This window comes from Bacillus sp. SJZ110, assembly GCF_006715455.1.
GTDB classification, from domain to species: Bacteria; Bacillota; Bacilli; order Bacillales; family Bacillaceae; genus Bacillus; species Bacillus subtilis.
Genome location: NZ_VFNF01000011.1, coordinates 1 through 21027 on the forward strand (window position 1 = coordinate 1; position 21027 = coordinate 21027).

Sequence of the window (21027 nt, forward strand, 5' to 3'; positions counted from 1 at the left end):
CCGCATCATAACAAGTTCACGACGGGTATAAAACATAATCATATTTTTAATCCTCCAAGAAGATCCTTCACATCTGCATAAACGTCTTGAATGTCCTGCTGGCCATTCACGTTTGCAAGATAACCTTTCTCTGAATAGAAATCGAGTAAAGGCTGAGTTTGCTTCATGTTTACCTCAAGCCGTTTAGAGACTGTTTCCTCATTATCATCTGCCCGTTGATAGAGTTCGCCTCCGTCTTTATCACAAATACCCGGCGTTTTCGGCGGATTAAAGACTAAATGATAGGTTGTGCCGCAAACACTGCAAATTCTGCGTCCAGTCAGACGTTCCATAAGAGCGTCTTTGTCGACTTCAATGTTAATGACATAATCAATCGGCTTGCCGTATTCCTCAAGAATTTCTTCAAGAGCTTCGGCTTGAGCGACTGTTCGCGGAAATCCGTCCAGAAGAAAACCTCTTTCACAATCATCTTTGCCAAGTCTCTCTTTTACAATTCCGATTGTGACTTCGTCAGGTACGAGCTCTCCCTTATCAATATAAGATTTTGCTTCGAGTCCGAGTGGTGTTTCTTCTTTCATAGCAGCACGGAACATATCTCCTGTTGAGATATGAGGAATCCCATAATCCTCAACAATTCGTTCGCCCTGTGTGCCTTTACCGGCACCAGGAAGCCCCATTAAGACTAAGTTCATTCGGATTTCCCCCGTCCTCTCTTTATTAAGAGGGAATGGATAAATCCATTTCCTCTAGTTTTTCATAAATCCACGGTAGTTTCGTTTCACCAACTGGCTTTCTAGTTGTTTCATTGTCTCCAAGGCTACCCCGACAACAATTAACAAAGATGTTCCGCCAATTTGTGCACTTTGAGGCAATCCAGCGAATTGAATGAAAAAGATAGGAAGAATGGAAATCACGGCTAAGAATATAGAACCCACAAACGTAAGTCGATACAAAATGCTCGTAATTCTATCTTGAGTCATTTTCCCTGGACGAACCCCCGGGATATAGCCACCCTGTTTTTTAAGGTTATCAGCCATTTGTTCAGGGTTTACCTGTACAAAAGCATAAAAGTACGTAAAGGCAATAATCAACGCAACATATATCGCCATACCCACCGGATGCGTATTATCAAAGTTGTTTTGAATCCACTTTGTCACATCGTTTGTTCCAAAGAATGACGCGATCGTCCGCGGCGTTATCAAAAACGCAACCGCAAAGATTACCGGAATAACCCCTGCAGGATTCACTTTCAATGGAAGGTGTGTAGACTGACCTCCGCCAGCAGGTGAACGACCTGTGCCTTTAGCATATTGAATCGCAATTTTCCGTACGGCTTGCTGAATGAAAATAACTCCAACAATAACTGCTAAAATCGCAATCACAAGAAGTGCGACTTTCACAATATGAATAAACAACTGATCGTTGCTGCCGACAAATTGAGTCTCATATATTTGCCCAATTGTTTTTGGAATACTAGACACAATCCCCGCGAAGATAATGATCGATATTCCGTTGCCTACTCCATGAGAAGTAATTTGTTCCCCAAGCCACATTAAAAAGGCAGTTCCGCCAGTGAGCACTAAAGCAATGATAAGATATGTCGATACACCGGATTTTTCGATCAGCATACCGTTTGCCAGATTGTTGAATCCATATGACATACCTAACGCTTGGATGAAACCAAGCACAATCGTAAAGTACCTTGTGAACTGAGCTAATTTACGGCGGCCAACTTCACCTTGCTTAGACCACTCAGTAAACTTCGGTACAACATCCATCTGAAGCAGCTGAATGATGATCGAAGCCGTGATATAAGGAGTAATTCCCATTGCGAAAATGGAAAATTGGTAAAGCGCACCGCCGCCAAATGTATTAAGGAGATCAAAAACACCCATTTGAGACTGCGCCTGTAACGCTTCAGCGTTAACGTAAGGCACAGGAATAAACGCACCTATGCGAAAGACGATAAGCATGAGTAAAGTGAATATGATTTTATTCCTGATATCACTCACACGCATAAAGTTGGAGATTGTTTTAAACAAGTTAGATCACCTCAGCTGTACCGCCAGCAGCTTCAACAGCTTCTTTCGCAGAAGCAGAGAATTTATTGGCTTTTACAGTTAATTTTTTCTCTAATTTACCGTTGCCAAGAATCTTTACTCCTGCATTAAGTTTGCTAATAACACCAGTCTCTAGAAGAAGTTCAGGAGTGACTTCCGTTCCTTCTGCAAAACCGTTCAATTTGTCTAGGTTGACTACAGCGTATTCCTTGCGGTTGATGTTAGTGAAACCGCGTTTAGGAAGACGTTGGAATAAAGGCATTTGTCCCCCCTCGAATCCAGGGCGTACACCGCCGCCAGAACGAGCGTTTTGACCTTTGTGACCTTTACCAGCTGTTTTACCGTTGCCAGAACCAATACCACGACCTACGCGATTACGCGTTTTGCGTGAACCTTCTGAAGGTTTTAATTCATGAAGTTTCATTAGGACACCTCCTTATCCGATCAAATATTTTTATTGTTCTTTAACAGAAACTAAATGAGATACTTTATTAATCATACCACGGATCGCAGCGTTGTCTTCATGAACAACAGTTTGGTTTGTTTTCTTTAAACCAAGTGTTCTTACAGTAACGCGTTGGTCTTCCGGGCGACCGATTACACTTCGTTTGAGGGTAATTTCTAATTTAGCCATTAATGTTCCCTCCTTATCCTAACAGTTCTTCTACAGATTTTCCACGAAGCTTCGCAACGTCTTCAGCACGTTTAAGTTCACTTAAACCTTGAAGTGTTGCACGAATCATGTTGATCGGTGTGTTAGAACCTAAAGACTTAGAAAGGATATCAGCTACACCAGCTAGCTCAAGTACCGCACGTACAGGGCCTCCAGCGATAACTCCAGTACCTTCAGAAGCAGGTTTTAACAAGATGTTACCTGCACCGAAACGTCCGATGATTTCGTGTGGAATTGTAGTTCCAACCATTGGTACTTCAATCAAATTCTTTTTCGCATCTTCAACAGCTTTGCGGATCGCTTCTGGTACTTCTTGTGCTTTACCAGTACCGAATCCTACGTGTCCGTTTTTGTCACCGACAACGACTAGAGCTGCGAAGCGGAAACGACGACCACCTTTAACAACTTTCGCTACGCGGTTAACCGTAACTAAGCGTTCTTCTAACTCTAATTTGCTTGGGTCAATACGACGCATAATCATGTGTCCCTCCTTCTTTTATTAAAATTTAAGTCCAGCTTCACGAGCGGCATCAGCCAAAGCTTTTACACGTCCATGGTATAAGTATCCGCCACGGTCAAATACTACGTCAGAAATGCCTTTTTCAGCAGCGCGTTTTGCAACTAATTCTCCAACTTTAGTAGCAGCAGAAGTATCTCCAGTGCTTTCAACGTTCAAGTCTTTATCGAGAGTAGATGCACTAGCAAGTGTTACACCATTTACATCATCGATGATTTGAGCGTAAATGTGCTTGTTAGAACGGAAAACGTTCAGGCGCGGTCTTTCAGCAGTACCGGAAAGTTTAGCGCGAACACGAGCGTGTCTTTTAAGACGAGCAGCATTTTTGCTAGTTTTCGTAATCATCTAGGTCACTCCTTTCTTCACTTTAAGCGATCTTACTTAGCAGATTTACCTTCTTTACGGCGAACAACTTCACCTTCGTAGCGGATTCCTTTACCTTTGTAAGGCTCTGGAGAACGTACAGCGCGGATGTTAGCAGCAATAGCTCCTACGCGTTCTTTGTCTGTACCTTTTACAACTACTTTTGTTTGAGAAGGAACTTCGATTTCGATGCCTTCTTCAGGAACGATCTCAACAGGATGAGAGTATCCAACGTTTAAAACAAGTTTATTTCCGGATTTAGAAGCACGGTAACCGACACCGACTAATTCCAAACCTCTTTCAAATCCTTTAGATACACCTTCAACCATGTTGCCAAGCAGACTGCGAGTCGTACCATGCAGGGCACGGTGCTCTTTTTGATCAGAAGGACGAGCGACTGTAAGCACATTGTCCTCTACTTTAATCTCCATATCAGGGTGAAACGTACGAGTTAATTCTCCTTTTGGTCCTTTCACAGCTACAGTGTTGTTATCATTTAACGTTACTGTAACATCAGAAGGAATCTCAAGTAGCTTCTTACCTACACGAGACATACCAAACACCTCCATTCATGTTAAACTTCTTACCAAACGTATGCTAGAACTTCTCCACCAGCTTGTTTTGCACGGGCTTCTTTGTCCGTTAAAACACCTTGTGATGTAGAAATAATCGCGATTCCAAGACCGTTAAGTACGCGAGGTACTTCATTAGATTTAGCATAAACACGCAAACCAGGCTTGCTGATTCTTTTAAGACCAGTGATAACGCGCTCGTTGTTTTGTCCGTATTTCAAGAAAACGCGGATGATACCTTGTTTGCTGTCTTCTACGAACTCAACGTCACGAATGAAACCTTCACGCTTTAAAATTTCAGCAATTTCTCTTTTCAATTTAGAAGCAGGAATTTCAAGCTTCTCATGACGTACCATGTTTGCATTGCGAATACGAGTTAGCATATCTGCAATTGGATCTGTCATAACCATTATATAATTACCTCCTTCCCTTTCTTGGGGATTACCAGCTGGCTTTTTTCACGCCAGGAATTTGTCCTTTATATGCAAGCTCACGGAAACAAATACGGCAAAGTTTAAATTTACGAATGACTGAATGCGGACGTCCGCAGCGTTCACAGCGTGTGTACTCTTGTACTTTAAACTTTGGTGTACGTTGTTGTTTCGCAATCATAGACTTTTTAGCCACGATTTCGCCTCCCTTTCATTGATTATTTCTGGAACGGCATACCTACTTGAGTTAATAGCTCACGAGCTTCTTCGTCAGTATTAGCAGTTGTTACGATAACGATGTCCATTCCGCGAACCTTTGTTACTTTATCGTAGTCAATTTCAGGGAAGATTAACTGTTCTTTGATACCAAGTGTGTAGTTACCGCGACCGTCGAAAGATTTTTTAGAAACCCCGCGGAAGTCACGTACACGCGGTAAAGATACAGAAATAAGTTTATCAAGGAAATCATACATGCGCTCTCCGCGAAGAGTTACTTTCGCACCGATAGGCATTCCCTCACGAAGACGGAATCCAGCAATTGATTTCTTCGCACGAGTAACGACAGGTTTTTGACCTGCGATAAACGTTAATTCTTCAACAGCACTGTCGATTGCTTTGGCGTTTTGAACAGCGTCACCAACACCCATGTTGATTACGATTTTTTCGATTTTAGGCACTTGCATAACTGAATCATAGTTGAACTTAGTCATTAAAGCAGGTGCAATTTCTTTATTGTACTTTTCTTTAAGGCGGTTCATGAGATAGACCTCCCTTCCTTTTAATACTATTTATCTAGAACTTGCCCAGATTTTTTTGCTACACGAACTTTTTTGCCATCTTCCACTTTGTATCCTACGCGAGTCACTTCACCTGTTTTAGGATCGAGCGGCATAACGTTTGATACATGAATTGGCGCCTCTTGATTAGAAATACCGCCTTGAGGGTTAGCTTGAGTTGGTTTAGAGTGTTTCTTTACCATGTTAACACCTTCAACTAAAACGCGGTCCTTTTTAGGGAAAGCAGCAAGGATTGTTCCTTGTTTGCCTTTATCTTTACCAGAGATAACCATAACTTTATCGCCTTTTTTTACATGCATCCTGATCGCACCTCCTTGAGTAAGGCATTTATTTCATTAGATAACTTCTGGAGCTAGAGAAACAATTTTCATAAAGTTGTTTTCACGCAATTCACGAGCAACTGGTCCGAAGATACGAGTTCCGCGTGGGCTCTTGTCGTCACGGATGATAACACATGCATTCTCATCGAAGCTGATGTATGAACCGTCACTTCTGCGCGCTCCGCTTTTAGTGCGAACGATAACAGCTTTTACGACTTCACCTTTTTTGACAACGCCTCCTGGTGTTGCTTGTTTAACCGTGCAAACAATTACATCACCAATGTTAGCTGTTTTACGTCCAGAACCACCAAGAACTTTAATAGTAAGTACTTCACGTGCGCCAGAGTTGTCAGCTACTTTTAAACGAGTCTCTTGTTGAATCATTATTTGTTACCTCCCTTCGGAAAAAGAATTCCGAACTTTATTAGATAATAACAGCTTCTTCGACAACTTCAACTAGACGGAAACGCTTAGTTGCAGACAATGGACGAGTTTCCATGATCTTAACGATGTCACCGATTTTAGCTTGATTATTTTCATCATGTGCTTTGAATTTTTTTGAGTATTTTACGCGTTTACCGTAAAGTGTATGTTTTTTGTATGTCTCAACAACAACAGTAATGGTTTTATCCATTTTGTCAGAAACAACACGGCCTTGGTAAACTTTGCGTTGGTTACGTTCGCTCATGCTCACGACCTCCCCTCAGTGATTATTTATTAGCAGCAATTTCTCTTTCACGAATCACAGTTTTCATGCGCGCGATAGCTTTGCGCACTTCACGAATGCGAGCAGTATTTTCAAGTTGTCCTGTCGCTAATTGAAAGCGAAGATTGAAAAGTTCTTCTTTAAGAGACTTTACTTTTTGTTCAATTTCAGCAGTGGTAAGGTCACGAATTTCATTAGCTTTCATTTGATTCACCACCAATTTCTTCACGTTTTACGAACTTCGTTTTAATTGGCAATTTGTGAGATGCAAGGCGAAGCGCTTCACGAGCAACCTCTTCAGACACACCAGAAATTTCAAATAAAACTTTGCCCGGTTTTACAACAGCTACCCAACCTTCTGGAGCCCCTTTACCGGATCCCATACGTACCTCAAGTGGTTTAGCAGTGTAAGGTTTAGAAGGGAAAATTTTGATCCAAACTTTACCGCCACGTTTCATGTAACGAGTCATCGCAATACGTGCAGCTTCGATTTGACGGTTAGTAATCCAAGAAGCTTCTAGAGCTTGGATACCGAATTCTCCGAAATGTACTTCAGTACCGCCTTTCGCACGGCCACGCATTTTTCCGCGATGCTCTCTGCGATATTTAACGCGTTTTGGTAATAACATATTATTTTCCTCCTTCCTCAGTTTTCTTCTTAGTAGGAAGAACCTCTCCACGATAGATCCAGACTTTTACACCAAGCTTACCGTAAGTAGTATCAGCTTCAGATGTTGCATAGTCAATGTCCGCACGCAATGTGTGCAATGGAACAGTTCCTTCACTGTAGTATTCAGAACGAGCGATATCTGCACCGCCAAGACGACCAGAAACCATTGTTTTCACACCTTGTGCTCCAGCACGCATAGTACGTTGGATTTGTTGTTTCTGCGCACGGCGGAAAGAAACACGGTTTTCTAATTGACGAGCGATGTTGTCAGCAACTAGCTGTGCATCAAGATCTGCTCTTTTGATTTCAAGAATGTTAATGTGTACACGCTTGCCAGTAAGGCTGTTAAGGGCTTTGCGAAGTGCTTCGACTTCAGAACCGCCTTTACCGATAACCATACCAGGCTTAGCTGTGTGGATCGTAATGTTAACGCGGTTTGCTGCACGCTCGATTTCTACTTTAGAAACAGAAGCGTCAGAAAGGCGTTTGCTAATGTATTCACGAATTTTTAAATCTTCGTGCAGGAAGTCAGCGTAATCTTTACCAGCGTACCACTTAGATTCCCAATCACGAATGACTCCGATACGAAGACCGACTGGATTTACCTTTTGACCCACTACTTATCCCTCCTTCTTTTCTGATACAACGATTGTAATGTGGCTCGTACGTTTGTTGATTTGGCTCGCACGTCCCATAGCACGTGGGCGGAATCTTTTTAACGTAGGGCCTTCGTCAACGAATGCTTGAGAAATAACCAGGTTGTTAGCGTCCATTTCATAGTTATGCTCAGCATTTGCAATAGCGGATTTTAATACTTTCTCGATAATTGGAGAAGCAGCTCTTGGTGTAAGGTTCAAGATTGATACTGCCTCACCTACTTGCTTGCCTCGAATCAGGTCCATTACTAGACGTGCTTTACGAGGAGCAATACGGACTGTTCTTGCAACAGCTTTAGCTTGCATTTAAAAGCCTCCTCTCTTAGCGTCTTGTTTTTTTGTCATCACTAGCATGACCTTTGTACGTACGAGTTGGAGCGAATTCACCCAACTTGTGCCCTACCATATCTTCAGAGATGAATACAGGCACGTGTTTACGTCCGTCATAGACTGCGATTGTGTGACCAATAAACTGTGGGAAAATAGTAGAACGACGAGACCAAGTTTTTACGACTTGTTTCTTGTCTGTTTCATTTAATTTCTCGATTTTAGTCATCAAGTGTCCATCGACAAATGGTCCTTTTTTTAAGCTGCGAGCCATTTTGGAACCTCCCTTCGTGATTGCACTACGGTCCGAAAAGAACCGTAGACAACCCCGTTATTTATTTTTACGACGACGTACGATAAATTTATCGGATTTGTTCTTTTTCTTACGAGTCTTGAATCCAAGAGTTGGTTTGCCCCATGGAGACATTGGTGATTTACGTCCGATTGGCGCACGTCCTTCACCACCACCGTGTGGGTGATCGTTAGGGTTCATTACAGAACCACGAACAGTAGGACGGATGCCTTTCCAGCGAGAACGTCCAGCTTTACCAATGTTGATAAGTTCGTGCTGTTCGTTGCCTACTTGACCGATAGAAGCACGGCAAGCAGAAAGGATCATGCGAACTTCACCAGAGTTAAGACGTACAAGAACGTATTTACCTTCTTTACCAAGAACCTGAGCAGATGTACCAGCTGAACGTACAAGCTGTCCGCCTTTACCAGGTTTTAATTCAATGTTATGCACAACTGTACCAACAGGGATGTTGATAAGTGGAAGTGCATTACCTACTTTAATGTCAGCTTCAGGACCTGACATGATTTCAGTACCTACTTGAATTCCTTTAGGAGCAAGAATGTAACGTTTTTCTCCGTCTGCATAGTTGATTAGAGCGATGTTAGCTGAACGGTTTGGATCGTATTCAACTGTAGCAACGCGTCCAGGTATACCATCTTTATCGCGTTTGAAGTCGATAACACGGTATTGGCGTTTATGTCCGCCACCTTGGTGACGTACAGTCAATTTACCTTGGTTGTTACGTCCGCCTTTTTTGTGAAGGGGAGCAAGCAAGGATTTTTCCGGCTTGTCAGTCGTGATTTCAGCAAAATCTGAAGTTGTCATGCCACGACGTCCATTAGAGGTCGGTTTATACTTTTTAATCGCCATTTTGAATTTCCCTCCTTCTTTTTACAGATAATTAAGCTTCAAAAATTTCGATTTCTTTGCTGTCTGCAGTAAGTTTTACGATCGCTTTTCTGCGACGGCTAGTCATACCAGTGTAGCGTCCAACACGTTTTGATTTACCTTTGTAGTTCATGATGTTGACTTTGTCAACTTTCACTCCAAAGATGCTTTCAACCGCGTCTTTCACTTCTGTTTTGTTAGCTCTTACATCAACTTCAAAAGTATATTTCTTTTCAGTCATTAAATCAGCAGAACGTTCAGTAATGACGGGGCGCTTTAGAACATCACGAGGATCTTTCATTATGCAAGCACCTCCTCTACTTTTTCAACCGCTGCTTTTGTAATCAGAAGCTTCTCGTGGTTGACAACGTCTAAAACGTTGATTCCGTTAGCTTCAACAACAGTAACTCCAGGAATGTTACGAGCAGATAAAGCTACTGCTTCGTTTGCATCCGCAGTTACGATTAAAGCTTTTTTCTCAACAGATAATCCTTTAAGGATAGCTGCCATTTCTTTTGTTTTAGCCGTATCAAGAGTAAGATCTTCAAGAACGATGATGTTGTTGTCGTTCACTTTAGAAGACAATACTGATTTGATTGCCAAGCGGCGAACTTTTTTAGGTAATTTATAAGAATAGCTGCGTGGTGTTGGGCCGAATACGACACCACCTCCGCGCCATTGCGGTGAACGGATTGAACCTTGACGGGCACGTCCAGTACCTTTTTGACGCCATGGTTTACGACCTCCGCCGCGTACTTCAGAACGATTTTTTACTTTGTGAGTTCCTTGACGTAAGGAAGCTCTTTGCATAAGAATAGCGTCGAATACAACACTCTCATTTGGTTCGATACCAAATACAGAAGCGTTTAATTCGATGTCACCAGCAGTAGAACCGTTTTGGTTGTATAATGCTACTTTTGGCATAATCAATTTCCTCCTTTCCTAAGAGAATTATTTAGATTTAACAGCACTTTTAACAGTGATTAAAGATTTCTTCGCACCAGGTACGTTACCTTTGATCAAAAGAAGATTGCGTTCTGCATCAACTTTTACGATTTCAAGGTTTTGAACAGTGATTTGCTCTCCGCCCATACGTCCAGGTAATAATTTACCTTTGAATACACGGTTAGGATCTACAGGTCCCATTGAACCAGGACGACGGTGGTAGCGTGAACCGTGAGACATAGGTCCGCGAGATTGTCCGTGGCGCTTGATCGCACCTTGGAAACCTTTACCTTTAGATACTCCTGTTACATCTACGATTTCTCCAGCAGAGAAAATTTCAACCTTGACTTCCTGACCAACTTCATACGCATCCATTTCCACTCCGCGTAATTCTTTAACGAAGCGCTTAGGAGCAGTTTCCGCTTTTGCAACGTGCCCTTTTTCAGGTTTGTTAGAAAGCTTTTCACGCTTGTCGTCAAAACCAAGCTGGATTGCTTCATAACCGTCGTTTTCAGCTGTTTTCTTTTGAAGAACAACGTTTGGAGCAGCCTCGATAACAGTTACCGGAATAAGATCACCATTCTCAGCGAATACTTGCGTCATACCAATTTTTCTTCCTAAGATTCCTTTGGTCATTCGTCACACCTCCTATTAAGATCATTCTATATTTTAGAATTAAAGTTTAATTTCGATATCGACACCAGATGGTAAGTCTAATCGCATAAGAGCATCAACAGTTTGTGGTGTTGGGTTCACAATGTCGATTAAACGTTTATGTGTACGCATTTCAAATTGCTCACGAGAATCTTTGTATTTGTGCACCGCACGAAGGATTGTGTAAACTGATTTTTCAGTTGGCAACGGAATCGGACCAGATACGCTGGCACCAGAACGTTTTGCCGTTTCAACAATCTTCTCTGCAGATTGATCAAGGATTCTATGATCATATGCTTTCAAACGAATACGAATTTTTTGTTTTGCCATTATTTTCCCTCCTTTTCGCCTACATCACGTTAGACAGTTCTCCGCGAGAAAAACCTGAACACCTTGCCATGGCAAAGCGGCCGGGTGTGTCAGCAACCTCTCACTTCATCGCAGTCAAAGACCAACATACACCATTATACAGAAAATAGGCGCATGTTGCAAGACTTATTTAAAATATGCATGGTTTGCACACTTTTTTTATTATACAGGGGTTTTTCTTATTTATCAAGGATCTATCATAAATGGTGTCGTGCATGTCGACTTAATGTGTTCGCGAATAATGACGGTTCCTCAATATGCGGGGTGTGAGCTGATTTCTCAAATTGAAACCAGCGCTTTTCGGGTGCCTCAAGTTTATGATAATACTGTTTCGATATTTCAGCAGGAACAATTAAGTCATGTTTCCCTGAAATGAAAACACACGGTACTTTAATAGAAGGAACTGATGTAAAAGCATTAAACTGGTACAACTCATCAGTTAAATGTTTTTTACTGTAGCGCAATCCATTAAGGAAGCTGTGCATGTTCCGCACTCCATACTCATTGCCAGTAAGCATTTGAAATAATACAGCTAGAGATTGACGATGACGGCGAGTGAAGCCTCCCCTGCTTAGCTCGACACAAAACCGATAGATAAGGTGCTGGATATCCTGCTTCCAAGGCGGAGCACCAATGAAACGTATGAGGAAAGATAATAAGCTGGCTTTTTTTGATTCAGAAATTTCACGAATATGTTGATAAGCAGTTGATTCTTCATCGTGGGGGTTAACAACCTGGCTGATTCCATAATACGCGTAAAATAAATCAGGACACTGCTGCAGCACATGAAGCGCCAGTATTGACCCCCACGAATGACCGGCTAGGTAAAGTTTTGATTTTGAAAAATGAGCTAAAAGCCATTGAGTGACTTGGATTGTATCTTTAATGAAGTGATTTATTGTCATAGAGTGATGCGAAATTCGCTTAGAATAAGAAAGCCCCGATCCTCTCTGATCCCAATGAACTACTGTAAAATACTGTTCCAGCTCTTTTTGATAATGTCTAACATATCCGATTTGCGGCGTTCCCGGCCCGCCATGTAAAAAAAGCAGCAATGGATTTTTCACATCAACTCCATTAATCATTAGCATTTGCTTTGTATTCCCAATGCTTAGTTCTTTCATGATTGCGATTGATTTCTTTTCAGGAATCATAAATATTAGCCCCTCGAATATGATAGATCCTATTATACAAGAAAAAGATAAGCAAACAAAAAACGAGACCCGTAGGGGTCTCGTTTAAAATCATACTATTACTCAGTGATTGTAGAAACAACGCCTGAACCAACAGTACGTCCGCCTTCACGAATAGAGAAACGAGTTCCTTCTTCGATAGCGATTGTAGAAATAAGTTCAACGTTCATTTCAGTGTTATCTCCAGGCATAACCATTTCTACGCCTTCTGGAAGATGGATGATACCAGTTACGTCAGTTGTACGGAAGTAGAACTGAGGACGGTAGTTAGAGAAGAATGGAGTATGACGTCCACCCTCTTCTTTAGAAAGAACGTAAACTTCAGCTTTGAATTTGCTGTGTGGAGTGATTGTACCTGGTTTAGCAAGTACTTGACCACGTTGGATTTCTTCACGAGATACACCGCGAAGAAGGGCACCAATGTTGTCACCAGCTTCAGCGTAATCAAGAAGCTTACGGAACATTTCAACACCTGTAACAGTTGTTTTCTTGTTCTCTTCTTGAAGACCGATGATTTCAACTTCGTCACCGACTTTAACTTGTCCGCGTTCTACACGGCCAGTAGCAACTGTACCACGACCAGTGATTGAGAATACGTCCTCAACTGGCATCATGAATGGTTTTTCAGTATCGCGTTCTGGAGTTGGGATGTACTCATCAACCGCATCCATAAGTTCGAAGATTTTAGCTTCCCACTCAGCGTCTCCTTCAAGAGCTTTAAGAGCAGAACCTTTAACAACTGGTACATCATCACCAGGGAAGTCGTATTCGCTAAGAAGATCGCGAACTTCCATTTCAACTAGTTCAAGAAGCTCTTCGTCGTCTACCATGTCGCATTTGTTTAAGAATACAACGATGTATGGTACACCAACGTTTTTAGAAAGAAGGATGTGCTCACGAGTTTGTGGCATTGGGCCATCAGCAGCAGATACTACAAGGATAGCTCCGTCCATTTGAGCAGCACCAGTGATCATGTTTTTAACATAGTCAGCGTGTCCTGGGCAGTCAACGTGTGCATAGTGACGAGTTTCAGTTTCGTACTCAACGTGTGCAGTAGAGATTGTGATACCGCGCTCACGTTCTTCTGGAGCACCATCAATTTGATCGTACGCCATAGCTGTACCTTTACCAGATTTCTTATGAAGTACTGTTGTGATAGCAGCAGTTAAAGTTGTTTTACCATGGTCAACGTGTCCAATTGTACCAATATTGGCATGTGATTTGGAACGGTCGAATTTTTCTTTAGCCATTCTAAAATCCTCCTTAAGAGCTTTTAATTAGTAATGTATAGAGTGATAGGAAGTGAAAGAAAGCTTTCACTTCCTCATCTTACAATAGTAGTTATACTTGAGTTAAGCGGCAAAATCAATTATTCGCCTTTATTTTTTTTGATAATTTCTTCTGCGACGCTCTTCGGCACTTCTTCGTAGTGATCCATGTGCATAGTGAACGTACCGCGACCTTGCGTATTAGAACGAAGTGCAGTAGCGTAACCGAACATTTCAGCAAGAGGAACCATAGCGCGAACAACTTGAGCGTTACCGCGTGCTTCCATACCTTCTACGCGTCCGCGACGTGAAGTGATATCACCCATGATATCTCCCATGTATTCTTCTGGAATAACCACTTCTACTTTCATGATTGGTTCAAGAAGAACTGGGTTACATTTGCTGACTGCATTTTTCAATGCCATAGAAGCAGCAACTTTAAATGCCATTTCGTTTGAGTCAACATCATGGTAAGAACCGTCGAAAAGTTTAGCTTTAATGTCGATAAGCGGGAAGCCTGCTAGTACACCATTTTCAAGTGCATCTTCCAGACCTGCTTGAACAGCTGGGATGTATTCACGAGGAACAACCCCACCGACAATCGCATTTTCAAATTCAAAGCCAGCGCCTTCTTCGTTTGGTTCGAATTCGATCCAAACGTGTCCGAACTGACCGCGTCCACCAGACTGACGTACGAATTTACCTTCAACTTTTGCACCGGTACGGAATGTTTCACGGTACGCAACTTGAGGAGCACCAACGTTGGCTTCTACTTTAAATTCGCGTTTCATACGGTCAACAATGATATCAAGGTGAAGTTCACCCATACCAGAGATGATCGTTTGGCCAGTTTCTGGGTTTGTTTGAGTACGGAATGTAGGATCTTCTTCAGCAAGTTTCGCTAAAGCGATACCCATTTTATCTTGGTCAGCTTTTGATTTAGGCTCAATAGCAACGTCGATAACTGGTTCTGGGAATTCCATTGACTCAAGGATAACAAGATCCTTCTCATCACATAGAGTATCTCCAGTAGTTGTATCTTTTAGACCTACAGCAGCTGCGATATCCCCTGCGTATACAGTAGAGATTTCTTCACGGCTGTTAGCGTGCATTTGAAGAATACGTCCAACACGCTCACGTTTGCCTTTAGTAGAGTTTTTCACGTATGAACCAGAATCAAGTGTTCCAGAGTACACACGGAAGAACGTCAACTTACCAACGTAAGGGTCAGTCATAACTTTAAATGCTAATGCAGAGAATGGCTCTTCGTCAGAAGAATGACGCTCAATCTCTTCATTTGTATCAGGACGTGTACCTTTGATTGCAGCAACGTCAGTTGGTGCAGGAAGGTAGTCAAGAACAGCATCAAGTACTAGTTGAACACCTTTGTTTTTGAAGGCAGAACCAACAAGAACAGGGTAGAATTCAACATTTAATGTACCTTTACGAATTCCTGCTTTTAACTCGTCAATTGTGATTTCTTCACCCTCAAGGTACTTATCCATAAGCTCTTCATCAAGCTCACATACAGCTTCAATAAGGCTGTTGCGAAGCTCTTCAGCTTGCTCTTTGTACTCTTCAGGGATTTCTTTTGCATCAGAACGAGTTCCGAGGTCATCTTCGTAGAAATACGCAACGTTTTCTACAAGGTCAATGATGCCTTCGAAGTTATCTTCAGCACCGATCGGCAATTGAATTGCATGAGCGTTTGCTTGAAGACGGTCTCTTAAAGTTCCTACAGAGTAAAGGAAGTCTGCACCGATTTTGTCCATTTTGTTAACAAAAACGATACGCGGTACTCCATAAGTTGTTGCCTGACGCCAAACAGTTTCTGTTTGAGGCTCAACGCCTGATTGCGCGTCAAGTACAGCAACAGCACCATCAAGTACACGAAGAGAACGTTCAACTTCAACTGTGAAGTCTACGTGTCCTGGAGTATCGATGATGTTTACGCGGTATCCTTTCCACTGTGCAGTTGTCGCAGCGGAAGTGATTGTGATACCACGTTCTTGTTCCTGCTCCATCCAGTCCATTTGTGAAGCTCCTTCATGAGTTTCACCAATTTTGTGGATACGACCAGTATAGAACAAGATACGTTCTGTAGTTGTCGTTTTACCGGCATCGATGTGAGCCATGATACCGATATTACGAGTTTTTTCTAAGGAGAACTCTCTTGCCATTGGGTAATTTCTCCTTCCTTATTAGGAAATTGTGTTTTGTTAATCTATAAATCCTACCAGCGATAGTGAGCAAATGCTTTGTTTGCTTCAGCCATCTTATGAGTGTCTTCACGTTTCTTAACAGCAGCACCAGTGTTGTTAGCTGCGTCAAGGATTTCGTTAGCTAAACGCTCTTCCATCGTTTTTTCTCCGCGAAGACGAGCGTAGTTAACTAACCAGCGAAGTCCAAGAGTCGTACGACGTTCAGGACGAACTTCTACAGGAACTTGGTAGTTCGCACCACCTACACGGCGTGCTTTTACTTCAAGTACAGGCATGATGTTTTTCAATGCTTGTTCGAAAACCTCCATTGCATCATTGCCAGTACGTTCTTTAATGATATCGAATGACTTGTATAGGATTGTTTGAGACTTACCTTTTTTACCATCGATCATCATTTTGTTGATTAGACGAGATACAAGCTTAGAGTTGTAAATCGGATCAGGTAAAACATCTCTTTTTGCTACAGGACCTTTACGTGGCATCTGAATATCCTCCCTTCATCAATTATGCGTATTTTCGTATATTATTTTGCTTTAGGTTTTTTCGTACCGTATTTAGAACGGCCTTGTGCACGGTTTTCAACTCCAGCAGTATCAAGCGCACCACGAACGATGTGGTAACGTACCCCTGGTAAGTCTTTTACACGTCCGCCGCGGATAAGTACAACACTGTGCTCTTGTAGGTTGTGACCGATACCAGGAATGTAAGCAGTAACCTCGATTCCGTTAGTCAAACGAACACGAGCATATTTACGAAGTGCTGAGTTCGGTTTTTTCGGTGTCATTGTACCAACACGAGTACATACCCCGCGTTTTTGTGGAGAAGATACGTTAGTGTGCTCTTTTTTAAAGCTGTTGTATCCTTTGTTAAGTGCAGGAGACTTTGAGTTTTCTACTTTACTCACGCGTCCTTTGCGAATTAGCTGATTAATTGTAGGCATGAATTTTTCCTCCCTTCATTACGTTTTATAACCCACATACCCAGGTGGTTCATCAAAAGGCAAAAAACAATGTCTTTACACAAGATGGAATCTTACGCAAAAACAAAAGTACGTTATAAAATAATGGCAACAGCGGCTGCTCCTACCTCAATTCCGCAGGCTTTGCCGAGCTTTTTCATGGATTCAACCATTGAGACAGAGATACCTTGATCTTCAGCAAGTGAAACAACACTTGACGTGAGTATCGGATCTGCGTCTTTTGCAACGACTACTTCCTTTACTGAACCTCGCTTTAGAGCTTTCACTGTTTGCTTCGTACCAATAATAATTGATTTGGCCTGTGATACTTTATCATAAGACATAAACATATCCTCCAAAGTAACAGGTTTATTTCGAGCACCTTGGTTATATTATCATTCTAGGAGACGAATGTCAACAAGGTATGACATTTTTTAGTTTCGTTCTTCTCATAGAGTGACTTTTTCATAAATATATCTGCTGAAAGACTGTTTTTGCAGTCTTTCAGCAGCATTAAATCAGTTATTCAACCGGAACCATATCGTCAGTCGGCTGAACATTTGATACTGGTTTTACTTTACGGTATTTCATCATTCCTGTACCAGCTGGAACAAGCTTACCGATGATAACATTCTCTTTCAAGCCGAGAAGCTCGTCACGCTTACCTTTGATCGCTGCATCTGTAAGGACACGTGTTGTTTCCTGGAAGGAAGCAGCAGATAAGAATGAATCAGTTTCAAGAGATGCTTTTGTAATACCGAGTAAGACAGGACGGCCTGTGGCAGGTCGATTGCCTTCAAGTAATACCTTTTTGTTCGCTTCAGTAAATTGGTGAATATCAAGCAATGTACCTGGAAGTACATCAGTGTCACCGGCATCAATTACGCGTACTTTGCGAAGCATCTGGCGAACCATTACTTCTACGTGTTTATCACCGATTTCAACACCCTGCATACGGTAAACCTTTTGAACCTCATGGAGAAGATACTCTTGAACAGTCGTCAGGTCAGTCACTTTAAGAAGTTCTTTCGGATCGATTGAACCTTCTGTCAGTACTTGGCCTCGAGTAATTTTATCTCCTTCCGCTACTTTCAGGCGGGAGTTGTAAGGTGCCGTATAAGAACGTGTTTCCACTGCGCCTTGAACCACAATTTCCTGTTGCTTATCACGAACTTCATTGATCTCAACGACTGTACCGTCGATTTCTGTAATTGTTGCCTGACCTTTCGGATTACGCGCTTCGAAAAGCTCTTGGATACGCGGAAGACCCTGTGTGATGTCGTCTCCAGCAACCCCGCCTGTATGGAATGTACGCATTGTTAACTGTGTACCAGGCTCACCGATTGATTGGGCAGCAATGATTCCGACAGCTTCACCGACTTCAACATCGGAGCCAGTTGCAAGATTTCGGCCATAGCATCGTTTACATACACCATGAGGCGTATTACATGTGAAGGCAGAACGAATCCACACTTCTTCAATGCCGGCTTCGACAATCTCCAGTGCTTTATCTTCATCGATCAGTTCGTTTTCATTCACAAGCACTTCACCTGTTTCAGGGTGCTTCACTTGTTTTCTTGCAAAACGTCCGATTAAGCGTTCTTCTAAGCGCTCAATTGTTTCGGTTCCTTCTTTAAGAGGCTTAGCAAGAATGCCTCGGTCAGTTCCGCAATCAGTTTCACGGATGATAACATCCTGCGCAACGTCAACGAGACGGCGTGTAAGGTAACCTGAGTCAGCAGTTTTAAGAGCGGTATCGGCAAGACCTTTACGCGCACCGTGTGTGGAGATAAAGTACTCCAATACTGTCAGACCTTCACGGAAACTTGATTTGATCGGCAACTCAATGATACGTCCAGCCGGGTTGGCCATCAGGCCGCGCATTCCGGCAAGCTGCGTAAAGTTAGATGCGTTACCACGGGCACCAGAGTCACTCATCATGTAGATCGGGTTGAGTTCATCAAGTGATTTCATCAGTTTGCCTTGGATAACGTCTTTTGCAGCACTCCAGATAGAGATGACTCTCTCATAGCGTTCTTCTTCAGTGATAAGACCGCGGCGGAACTGCTTCATAACGTTGTCAACTTTGCTTTGCGCTTCCTCAAGAATTTCTTGTTTATCATCGAGTACGACGATGTCAGAAACCCCAACTGTAATACCAGCTTTAGTTGAATATTTGAAGCCTAGGTTTTTCATGCGGTCAAGCATTTTAGACGTTTCCGTAATATGGAATCGTTTAAAGATTTCCGCGATGATTTTACCCAGAATGCCTTTTTTAAACGGCGCATTGATTGGCTGCTGTGCGATAACAGCTTTAACGTCAGCACCTTTTTCTAAGAAGAAACGGTCAGGTGTTTTCTCTTCAATGTTGCTCTTCGTTGGTTCATTCATGTAAGGGAATGATTCCGGAAGAATTTCATTGAAGACAAGCTTACCGACAGTTGTAATTAACAATTTTGAGCGCTGTTCTTCGGTAAATGTCACATTCTTAAGTGAGTTAGCTGCAACAGCTACTCTCGTATGAAGGTGAACATATCCGTTTTGATAAGCAAGAAGCGCTTCGTCTGTATTTTTGAAGACCATACCTTCACCGACAGCACCGGCACGCTCAAGTGTCAGGTAATAGTTACCTAGTACCATATCCTGAGACGGTGTTACAACCGGTTTACCATCTTTAGGGTTCAAGATGTTTTGAGCAGCAAGCATCAAGATGCGTGCTTCAGCTTGTGCTTCAGCAGATAATGGTACGTGAACCGCCATTTGGTCACCGTCAAAGTCAGCGTTGTAAGCTGTACATACGAGCGGGTGAAGACGGATTGCGCGTCCTTCAACAAGCGTTGGTTCAAACGCCTGGATACCTAATCTGTGAAGTGTAGGGGCACGGTTCAGCAGTACCGGATGCTCCTTAATAACTGATTCTAGTACATCCCAAACTTCAGGCTGTACGCGCTCAATTTTGCGTTTCGCACTCTTAATGTTGTGAGCAAGACCTTTTTCAACAAGTTCTTTCATAACGAAAGGTTTGAAAAGTTCAAGCGCCATTTCCTTCGGTAATCCGCATTGGTACATTTTCAAATGAGGACCAACAACGATTACAGAACGTCCGGAGTAATCGACACGTTTACCAAGAAGGTTTTGACGGAAACGGCCTTGCTTCCCTTTCAGCATGTGAGAAAGAGATTTTAACGGTCTGTTACCAGGGCCTGTTACAGGGCGTCCGCGGCGGCCGTTGTCAATTAAGGCATCGACAGCCTCTTGAAGCATACGCTTTTCGTTTTGAACAATGATGCTAGGTGCACCAAGGTCCAAAAGGCGTTTCAAACGATTGTTACGGTTGATGACACGACGATAAAGGTCATTCAAATCAGAAGTCGCAAAACGTCCGCCATCTAGCTGAACCATCGGTCTAAGCTCCGGAGGAATAACAGGAAGCACATCAAGGATCATCCAAGAAGGCTTGTTTCCTGAGTTACGGAAGGCTTCTAAAACTTCAAGACGTTTGATCGCACGAGTACGGCGTTGTCCTTGTGAAGTTTTTAGCTCTTCTTTTAACATATCAACTTCTTTGACAAGATCGATATCTTGAAGAAGTTTATGAATTGCTTCAGCACCCATAGATGCTTGGAATTTATTACCGTATTTATCAAGATAAGCACGGTATTCTTTCTCAGACAGAAGCTGTTTCTTTTCAAGCGGTGTATTCGCCGGATCAGTTACAACGTAAGAAGCAAAGTAAATGACTTCTTCTAAAGCACGAGGTGACATATCCAGCACAAGACCCATACGGCTTGGAATACCTTTGAAATACCAAATGTGGGAAACTGGGGCAGCCAGTTCAATGTGCCCCATTCTCTCACGACGGACTTTAGCCCGTGTTACTTCGACTCCGCAGCGGTCACAAACTACGCCTTTATAACGAACTCGCTTGTACTTCCCGCAATGACATTCCCAGTCCTTAGTAGGTCCGAAAATGCGCTCGCAGAATAGACCGTCCTTTTCAGGTTTTAACGTACGATAGTTTATCGTTTCAGGCTTTTTCACTTCACCAAAAGACCATGAACGGATTTTATCTGGTGAAGCAAGACCGATGTTCATATACTCAAAATTGTTCACATCTAGCAAGGGGCCTACCTCCCTTTTTAT

General features: G+C 42.5%; 30 protein-coding genes. All 30 read right to left on the reverse strand.

Translation table 11 applies throughout. The annotated features are described in order from the left end of the window. Positions 1-38 precede the first annotated feature (38 nt). Entirely contained in the window at positions 39-692 is a 654-nt protein-coding gene (locus FB592_RS20375; RefSeq protein ID WP_141950097.1) for an adenylate kinase, read from the reverse strand. 54 nt (positions 693-746) lie between these two features. Further along, complete coding sequence (gene secY / locus FB592_RS20380) at positions 747-2042, reverse strand: preprotein translocase subunit SecY (protein WP_004399662.1); 1296 nt, start codon at positions 2040-2042, stop codon at positions 747-749. Position 2043: 1 nt separating this feature from the next. After that, the gene (gene rplO, locus FB592_RS20385; protein WP_003225819.1) at positions 2044-2484 is read right to left on the reverse strand and encodes a 50S ribosomal protein L15; all 441 of its coding nucleotides are present in this window, start codon (positions 2482-2484) and stop codon (positions 2044-2046) included. A gap of 30 nt (positions 2485-2514) precedes the next feature. Then, positions 2515-2694, reverse strand: a complete 180-nt coding sequence (gene rpmD, locus FB592_RS20390; protein WP_003156497.1) for a 50S ribosomal protein L30 — start codon at positions 2692-2694, stop codon at positions 2515-2517. 13 nt (positions 2695-2707) lie between these two features. Next, a complete protein-coding gene (gene rpsE, locus FB592_RS20395; RefSeq protein ID WP_003328273.1) occupies positions 2708-3208 on the reverse strand; it encodes a 30S ribosomal protein S5 in 501 nt (166 codons plus the stop codon). A 24-nt stretch (positions 3209-3232) separates the two neighbouring features. Next, positions 3233-3595 (reverse strand): 50S ribosomal protein L18, encoded by a 363-nt coding sequence (gene rplR / locus FB592_RS20400; protein ID WP_003225816.1) that lies wholly within the window; start codon positions 3593-3595, stop codon positions 3233-3235. Positions 3596-3627: 32 nt separating this feature from the next. Beyond that, positions 3628-4167 (reverse strand): 50S ribosomal protein L6, encoded by a 540-nt coding sequence (gene rplF / locus FB592_RS20405; RefSeq protein ID WP_004399690.1) that lies wholly within the window; start codon positions 4165-4167, stop codon positions 3628-3630. A gap of 29 nt (positions 4168-4196) precedes the next feature. Then, positions 4197-4595, reverse strand: coding sequence for a 30S ribosomal protein S8 (gene rpsH / locus FB592_RS20410; RefSeq protein WP_003241998.1), 399 nt, complete (start codon positions 4593-4595; stop codon positions 4197-4199). A 31-nt stretch (positions 4596-4626) separates the two neighbouring features. After that, entirely contained in the window at positions 4627-4812 is a 186-nt protein-coding gene (gene rpsN / locus FB592_RS20415; RefSeq protein ID WP_003156488.1) for a 30S ribosomal protein S14, read from the reverse strand. A 22-nt stretch (positions 4813-4834) separates the two neighbouring features. Then, on the reverse strand, positions 4835-5374 hold the full coding sequence (rplE, locus tag FB592_RS20420; RefSeq protein WP_003225809.1) for a 50S ribosomal protein L5: 540 nt from the start codon (positions 5372-5374) through the stop codon (positions 4835-4837). 26 nt (positions 5375-5400) lie between these two features. After that, positions 5401-5712 carry a 50S ribosomal protein L24 gene (gene rplX, locus FB592_RS20425; RefSeq protein ID WP_003156486.1) on the reverse strand — a complete coding sequence of 104 codons (312 nt, stop codon included), beginning with the start codon at positions 5710-5712 and terminating at the stop codon, positions 5401-5403. A gap of 36 nt (positions 5713-5748) precedes the next feature. Beyond that, positions 5749-6117, reverse strand: a complete 369-nt coding sequence (gene rplN, locus FB592_RS20430; RefSeq protein WP_003225805.1) for a 50S ribosomal protein L14 — start codon at positions 6115-6117, stop codon at positions 5749-5751. Positions 6118-6157: 40 nt separating this feature from the next. Beyond that, positions 6158-6421, reverse strand: coding sequence for a 30S ribosomal protein S17 (rpsQ, locus tag FB592_RS20435; RefSeq protein ID WP_003225804.1), 264 nt, complete (start codon positions 6419-6421; stop codon positions 6158-6160). Between the two features lie 22 nt (positions 6422-6443). Next, on the reverse strand, positions 6444-6644 hold the full coding sequence (gene rpmC, locus FB592_RS20440) for a 50S ribosomal protein L29 (RefSeq protein ID WP_003156482.1): 201 nt from the start codon (positions 6642-6644) through the stop codon (positions 6444-6446). Further along, on the reverse strand, positions 6634-7068 hold the full coding sequence (gene rplP / locus FB592_RS20445; RefSeq protein WP_003225801.1) for a 50S ribosomal protein L16: 435 nt from the start codon (positions 7066-7068) through the stop codon (positions 6634-6636). Before rplP ends, rpmC begins: the two co-directional genes overlap by 11 nt. Position 7069: 1 nt before the next feature. After that, positions 7070-7726: a 30S ribosomal protein S3 gene (gene rpsC / locus FB592_RS20450; protein WP_003242001.1), complete on the reverse strand. Its 657-nt coding sequence runs from the start codon at positions 7724-7726 to the stop codon at positions 7070-7072. A gap of 3 nt (positions 7727-7729) precedes the next feature. Then, entirely contained in the window at positions 7730-8071 is a 342-nt protein-coding gene (gene rplV / locus FB592_RS20455; protein ID WP_003156475.1) for a 50S ribosomal protein L22, read from the reverse strand. Positions 8072-8087: 16 nt separating this feature from the next. Further along, the gene (gene rpsS / locus FB592_RS20460) at positions 8088-8366 is read right to left on the reverse strand and encodes a 30S ribosomal protein S19 (RefSeq protein WP_003156472.1); all 279 of its coding nucleotides are present in this window, start codon (positions 8364-8366) and stop codon (positions 8088-8090) included. A 57-nt stretch (positions 8367-8423) separates the two neighbouring features. Continuing rightward, the gene (gene rplB, locus FB592_RS20465; RefSeq protein WP_003225795.1) at positions 8424-9257 is read right to left on the reverse strand and encodes a 50S ribosomal protein L2; all 834 of its coding nucleotides are present in this window, start codon (positions 9255-9257) and stop codon (positions 8424-8426) included. Positions 9258-9288: 31 nt separating this feature from the next. Beyond that, positions 9289-9576, reverse strand: coding sequence for a 50S ribosomal protein L23 (rplW, locus tag FB592_RS20470; RefSeq protein ID WP_003156467.1), 288 nt, complete (start codon positions 9574-9576; stop codon positions 9289-9291). Continuing rightward, on the reverse strand, positions 9576-10199 hold the full coding sequence (gene rplD, locus FB592_RS20475) for a 50S ribosomal protein L4 (protein ID WP_003225792.1): 624 nt from the start codon (positions 10197-10199) through the stop codon (positions 9576-9578). Before rplD ends, rplW begins: the two co-directional genes overlap by 1 nt. Before the next feature lie 27 nt (positions 10200-10226). Continuing rightward, a complete protein-coding gene (gene rplC, locus FB592_RS20480; protein ID WP_004399671.1) occupies positions 10227-10856 on the reverse strand; it encodes a 50S ribosomal protein L3 in 630 nt (209 codons plus the stop codon). Positions 10857-10895: 39 nt separating this feature from the next. Then, positions 10896-11204 (reverse strand): 30S ribosomal protein S10, encoded by a 309-nt coding sequence (gene rpsJ, locus FB592_RS20485; RefSeq protein WP_003156464.1) that lies wholly within the window; start codon positions 11202-11204, stop codon positions 10896-10898. 236 nt (positions 11205-11440) lie between these two features. Continuing rightward, positions 11441-12397 (reverse strand): alpha/beta fold hydrolase, encoded by a 957-nt coding sequence (locus tag FB592_RS20490; RefSeq protein WP_038827780.1) that lies wholly within the window; start codon positions 12395-12397, stop codon positions 11441-11443. Between the two features lie 98 nt (positions 12398-12495). Further along, positions 12496-13686 carry an elongation factor Tu gene (gene tuf / locus FB592_RS20495; RefSeq protein WP_003235058.1) on the reverse strand — a complete coding sequence of 397 codons (1191 nt, stop codon included), beginning with the start codon at positions 13684-13686 and terminating at the stop codon, positions 12496-12498. 119 nt (positions 13687-13805) lie between these two features. After that, positions 13806-15884, reverse strand: coding sequence for an elongation factor G (fusA, locus tag FB592_RS20500; RefSeq protein ID WP_003235056.1), 2079 nt, complete (start codon positions 15882-15884; stop codon positions 13806-13808). A 53-nt stretch (positions 15885-15937) separates the two neighbouring features. Continuing rightward, positions 15938-16408: a 30S ribosomal protein S7 gene (rpsG, locus tag FB592_RS20505; RefSeq protein ID WP_003225784.1), complete on the reverse strand. Its 471-nt coding sequence runs from the start codon at positions 16406-16408 to the stop codon at positions 15938-15940. Between the two features lie 41 nt (positions 16409-16449). Then, positions 16450-16866, reverse strand: coding sequence for a 30S ribosomal protein S12 (gene rpsL / locus FB592_RS20510; RefSeq protein WP_003225781.1), 417 nt, complete (start codon positions 16864-16866; stop codon positions 16450-16452). Positions 16867-16979: 113 nt separating this feature from the next. Further along, a complete protein-coding gene (locus FB592_RS20515) occupies positions 16980-17228 on the reverse strand; it encodes a 50S ribosomal protein L7ae-like protein (protein WP_003225778.1) in 249 nt (82 codons plus the stop codon). A 178-nt stretch (positions 17229-17406) separates the two neighbouring features. Continuing rightward, on the reverse strand, positions 17407-21006 hold the full coding sequence (gene rpoC, locus FB592_RS20520; RefSeq protein ID WP_004399688.1) for a DNA-directed RNA polymerase subunit beta': 3600 nt from the start codon (positions 21004-21006) through the stop codon (positions 17407-17409). Positions 21007-21027 lie beyond the last annotated feature (21 nt).

What these genes read in the sequence shown, in the direction of transcription:
- rplB (WP_003225795.1), bottom strand. Translation starts at nt 9,257, where the DNA reads ATGGCGATTAAAAAGTATAAACCGACCTCTAATGGACGTCGTGGCATG.
- FB592_RS20375 (WP_141950097.1), bottom strand. Translation starts at nt 692, where the DNA reads ATGAACTTAGTCTTAATGGGGCTTCCTGGTGCCGGTAAAGGCACACAG.
- rpsQ (WP_003225804.1), bottom strand. Translation starts at nt 6,421, where the DNA reads ATGAGCGAACGTAACCAACGCAAAGTTTACCAAGGCCGTGTTGTTTCT.
- tuf (WP_003235058.1), bottom strand. Translation starts at nt 13,686, where the DNA reads ATGGCTAAAGAAAAATTCGACCGTTCCAAATCACATGCCAATATTGGT.
- rpmC (WP_003156482.1), bottom strand. Translation starts at nt 6,644, where the DNA reads ATGAAAGCTAATGAAATTCGTGACCTTACCACTGCTGAAATTGAACAA.
- rplN (WP_003225805.1), bottom strand. Translation starts at nt 6,117, where the DNA reads ATGATTCAACAAGAGACTCGTTTAAAAGTAGCTGACAACTCTGGCGCA.
- rpsG (WP_003225784.1), bottom strand. Translation starts at nt 16,408, where the DNA reads ATGCCACGTAAAGGTCCTGTAGCAAAAAGAGATGTTTTACCTGATCCG.
- rplE (WP_003225809.1), bottom strand. Translation starts at nt 5,374, where the DNA reads ATGAACCGCCTTAAAGAAAAGTACAATAAAGAAATTGCACCTGCTTTA.
- rplX (WP_003156486.1), bottom strand. Translation starts at nt 5,712, where the DNA reads ATGCATGTAAAAAAAGGCGATAAAGTTATGGTTATCTCTGGTAAAGAT.
- fusA (WP_003235056.1), bottom strand. Translation starts at nt 15,884, where the DNA reads ATGGCAAGAGAGTTCTCCTTAGAAAAAACTCGTAATATCGGTATCATG.
- FB592_RS20515 (WP_003225778.1), bottom strand. Translation starts at nt 17,228, where the DNA reads ATGTCTTATGATAAAGTATCACAGGCCAAATCAATTATTATTGGTACG.
- rplV (WP_003156475.1), bottom strand. Translation starts at nt 8,071, where the DNA reads ATGCAAGCTAAAGCTGTTGCAAGAACAGTCCGTATTGCTCCTCGTAAA.
- rpsL (WP_003225781.1), bottom strand. Translation starts at nt 16,866, where the DNA reads ATGCCTACAATTAATCAGCTAATTCGCAAAGGACGCGTGAGTAAAGTA.
- rpsS (WP_003156472.1), bottom strand. Translation starts at nt 8,366, where the DNA reads ATGGCTCGCAGCTTAAAAAAAGGACCATTTGTCGATGGACACTTGATG.
- rplD (WP_003225792.1), bottom strand. Translation starts at nt 10,199, where the DNA reads ATGCCAAAAGTAGCATTATACAACCAAAACGGTTCTACTGCTGGTGAC.
- rplR (WP_003225816.1), bottom strand. Translation starts at nt 3,595, where the DNA reads ATGATTACGAAAACTAGCAAAAATGCTGCTCGTCTTAAAAGACACGCT.
- rplW (WP_003156467.1), bottom strand. Translation starts at nt 9,576, where the DNA reads ATGAAAGATCCTCGTGATGTTCTAAAGCGCCCCGTCATTACTGAACGT.
- rplC (WP_004399671.1), bottom strand. Translation starts at nt 10,856, where the DNA reads ATGACCAAAGGAATCTTAGGAAGAAAAATTGGTATGACGCAAGTATTC.
- rplF (WP_004399690.1), bottom strand. Translation starts at nt 4,167, where the DNA reads ATGTCTCGTGTAGGTAAGAAGCTACTTGAGATTCCTTCTGATGTTACA.
- rpsH (WP_003241998.1), bottom strand. Translation starts at nt 4,595, where the DNA reads ATGGTTATGACAGATCCAATTGCAGATATGCTAACTCGTATTCGCAAT.
- FB592_RS20490 (WP_038827780.1), bottom strand. Translation starts at nt 12,397, where the DNA reads ATGATTCCTGAAAAGAAATCAATCGCAATCATGAAAGAACTAAGCATT.
- rpsJ (WP_003156464.1), bottom strand. Translation starts at nt 11,204, where the DNA reads ATGGCAAAACAAAAAATTCGTATTCGTTTGAAAGCATATGATCATAGA.
- rplP (WP_003225801.1), bottom strand. Translation starts at nt 7,068, where the DNA reads ATGTTATTACCAAAACGCGTTAAATATCGCAGAGAGCATCGCGGAAAA.
- rpmD (WP_003156497.1), bottom strand. Translation starts at nt 2,694, where the DNA reads ATGGCTAAATTAGAAATTACCCTCAAACGAAGTGTAATCGGTCGCCCG.
- rpsE (WP_003328273.1), bottom strand. Translation starts at nt 3,208, where the DNA reads ATGCGTCGTATTGACCCAAGCAAATTAGAGTTAGAAGAACGCTTAGTT.
- rplO (WP_003225819.1), bottom strand. Translation starts at nt 2,484, where the DNA reads ATGAAACTTCATGAATTAAAACCTTCAGAAGGTTCACGCAAAACGCGT.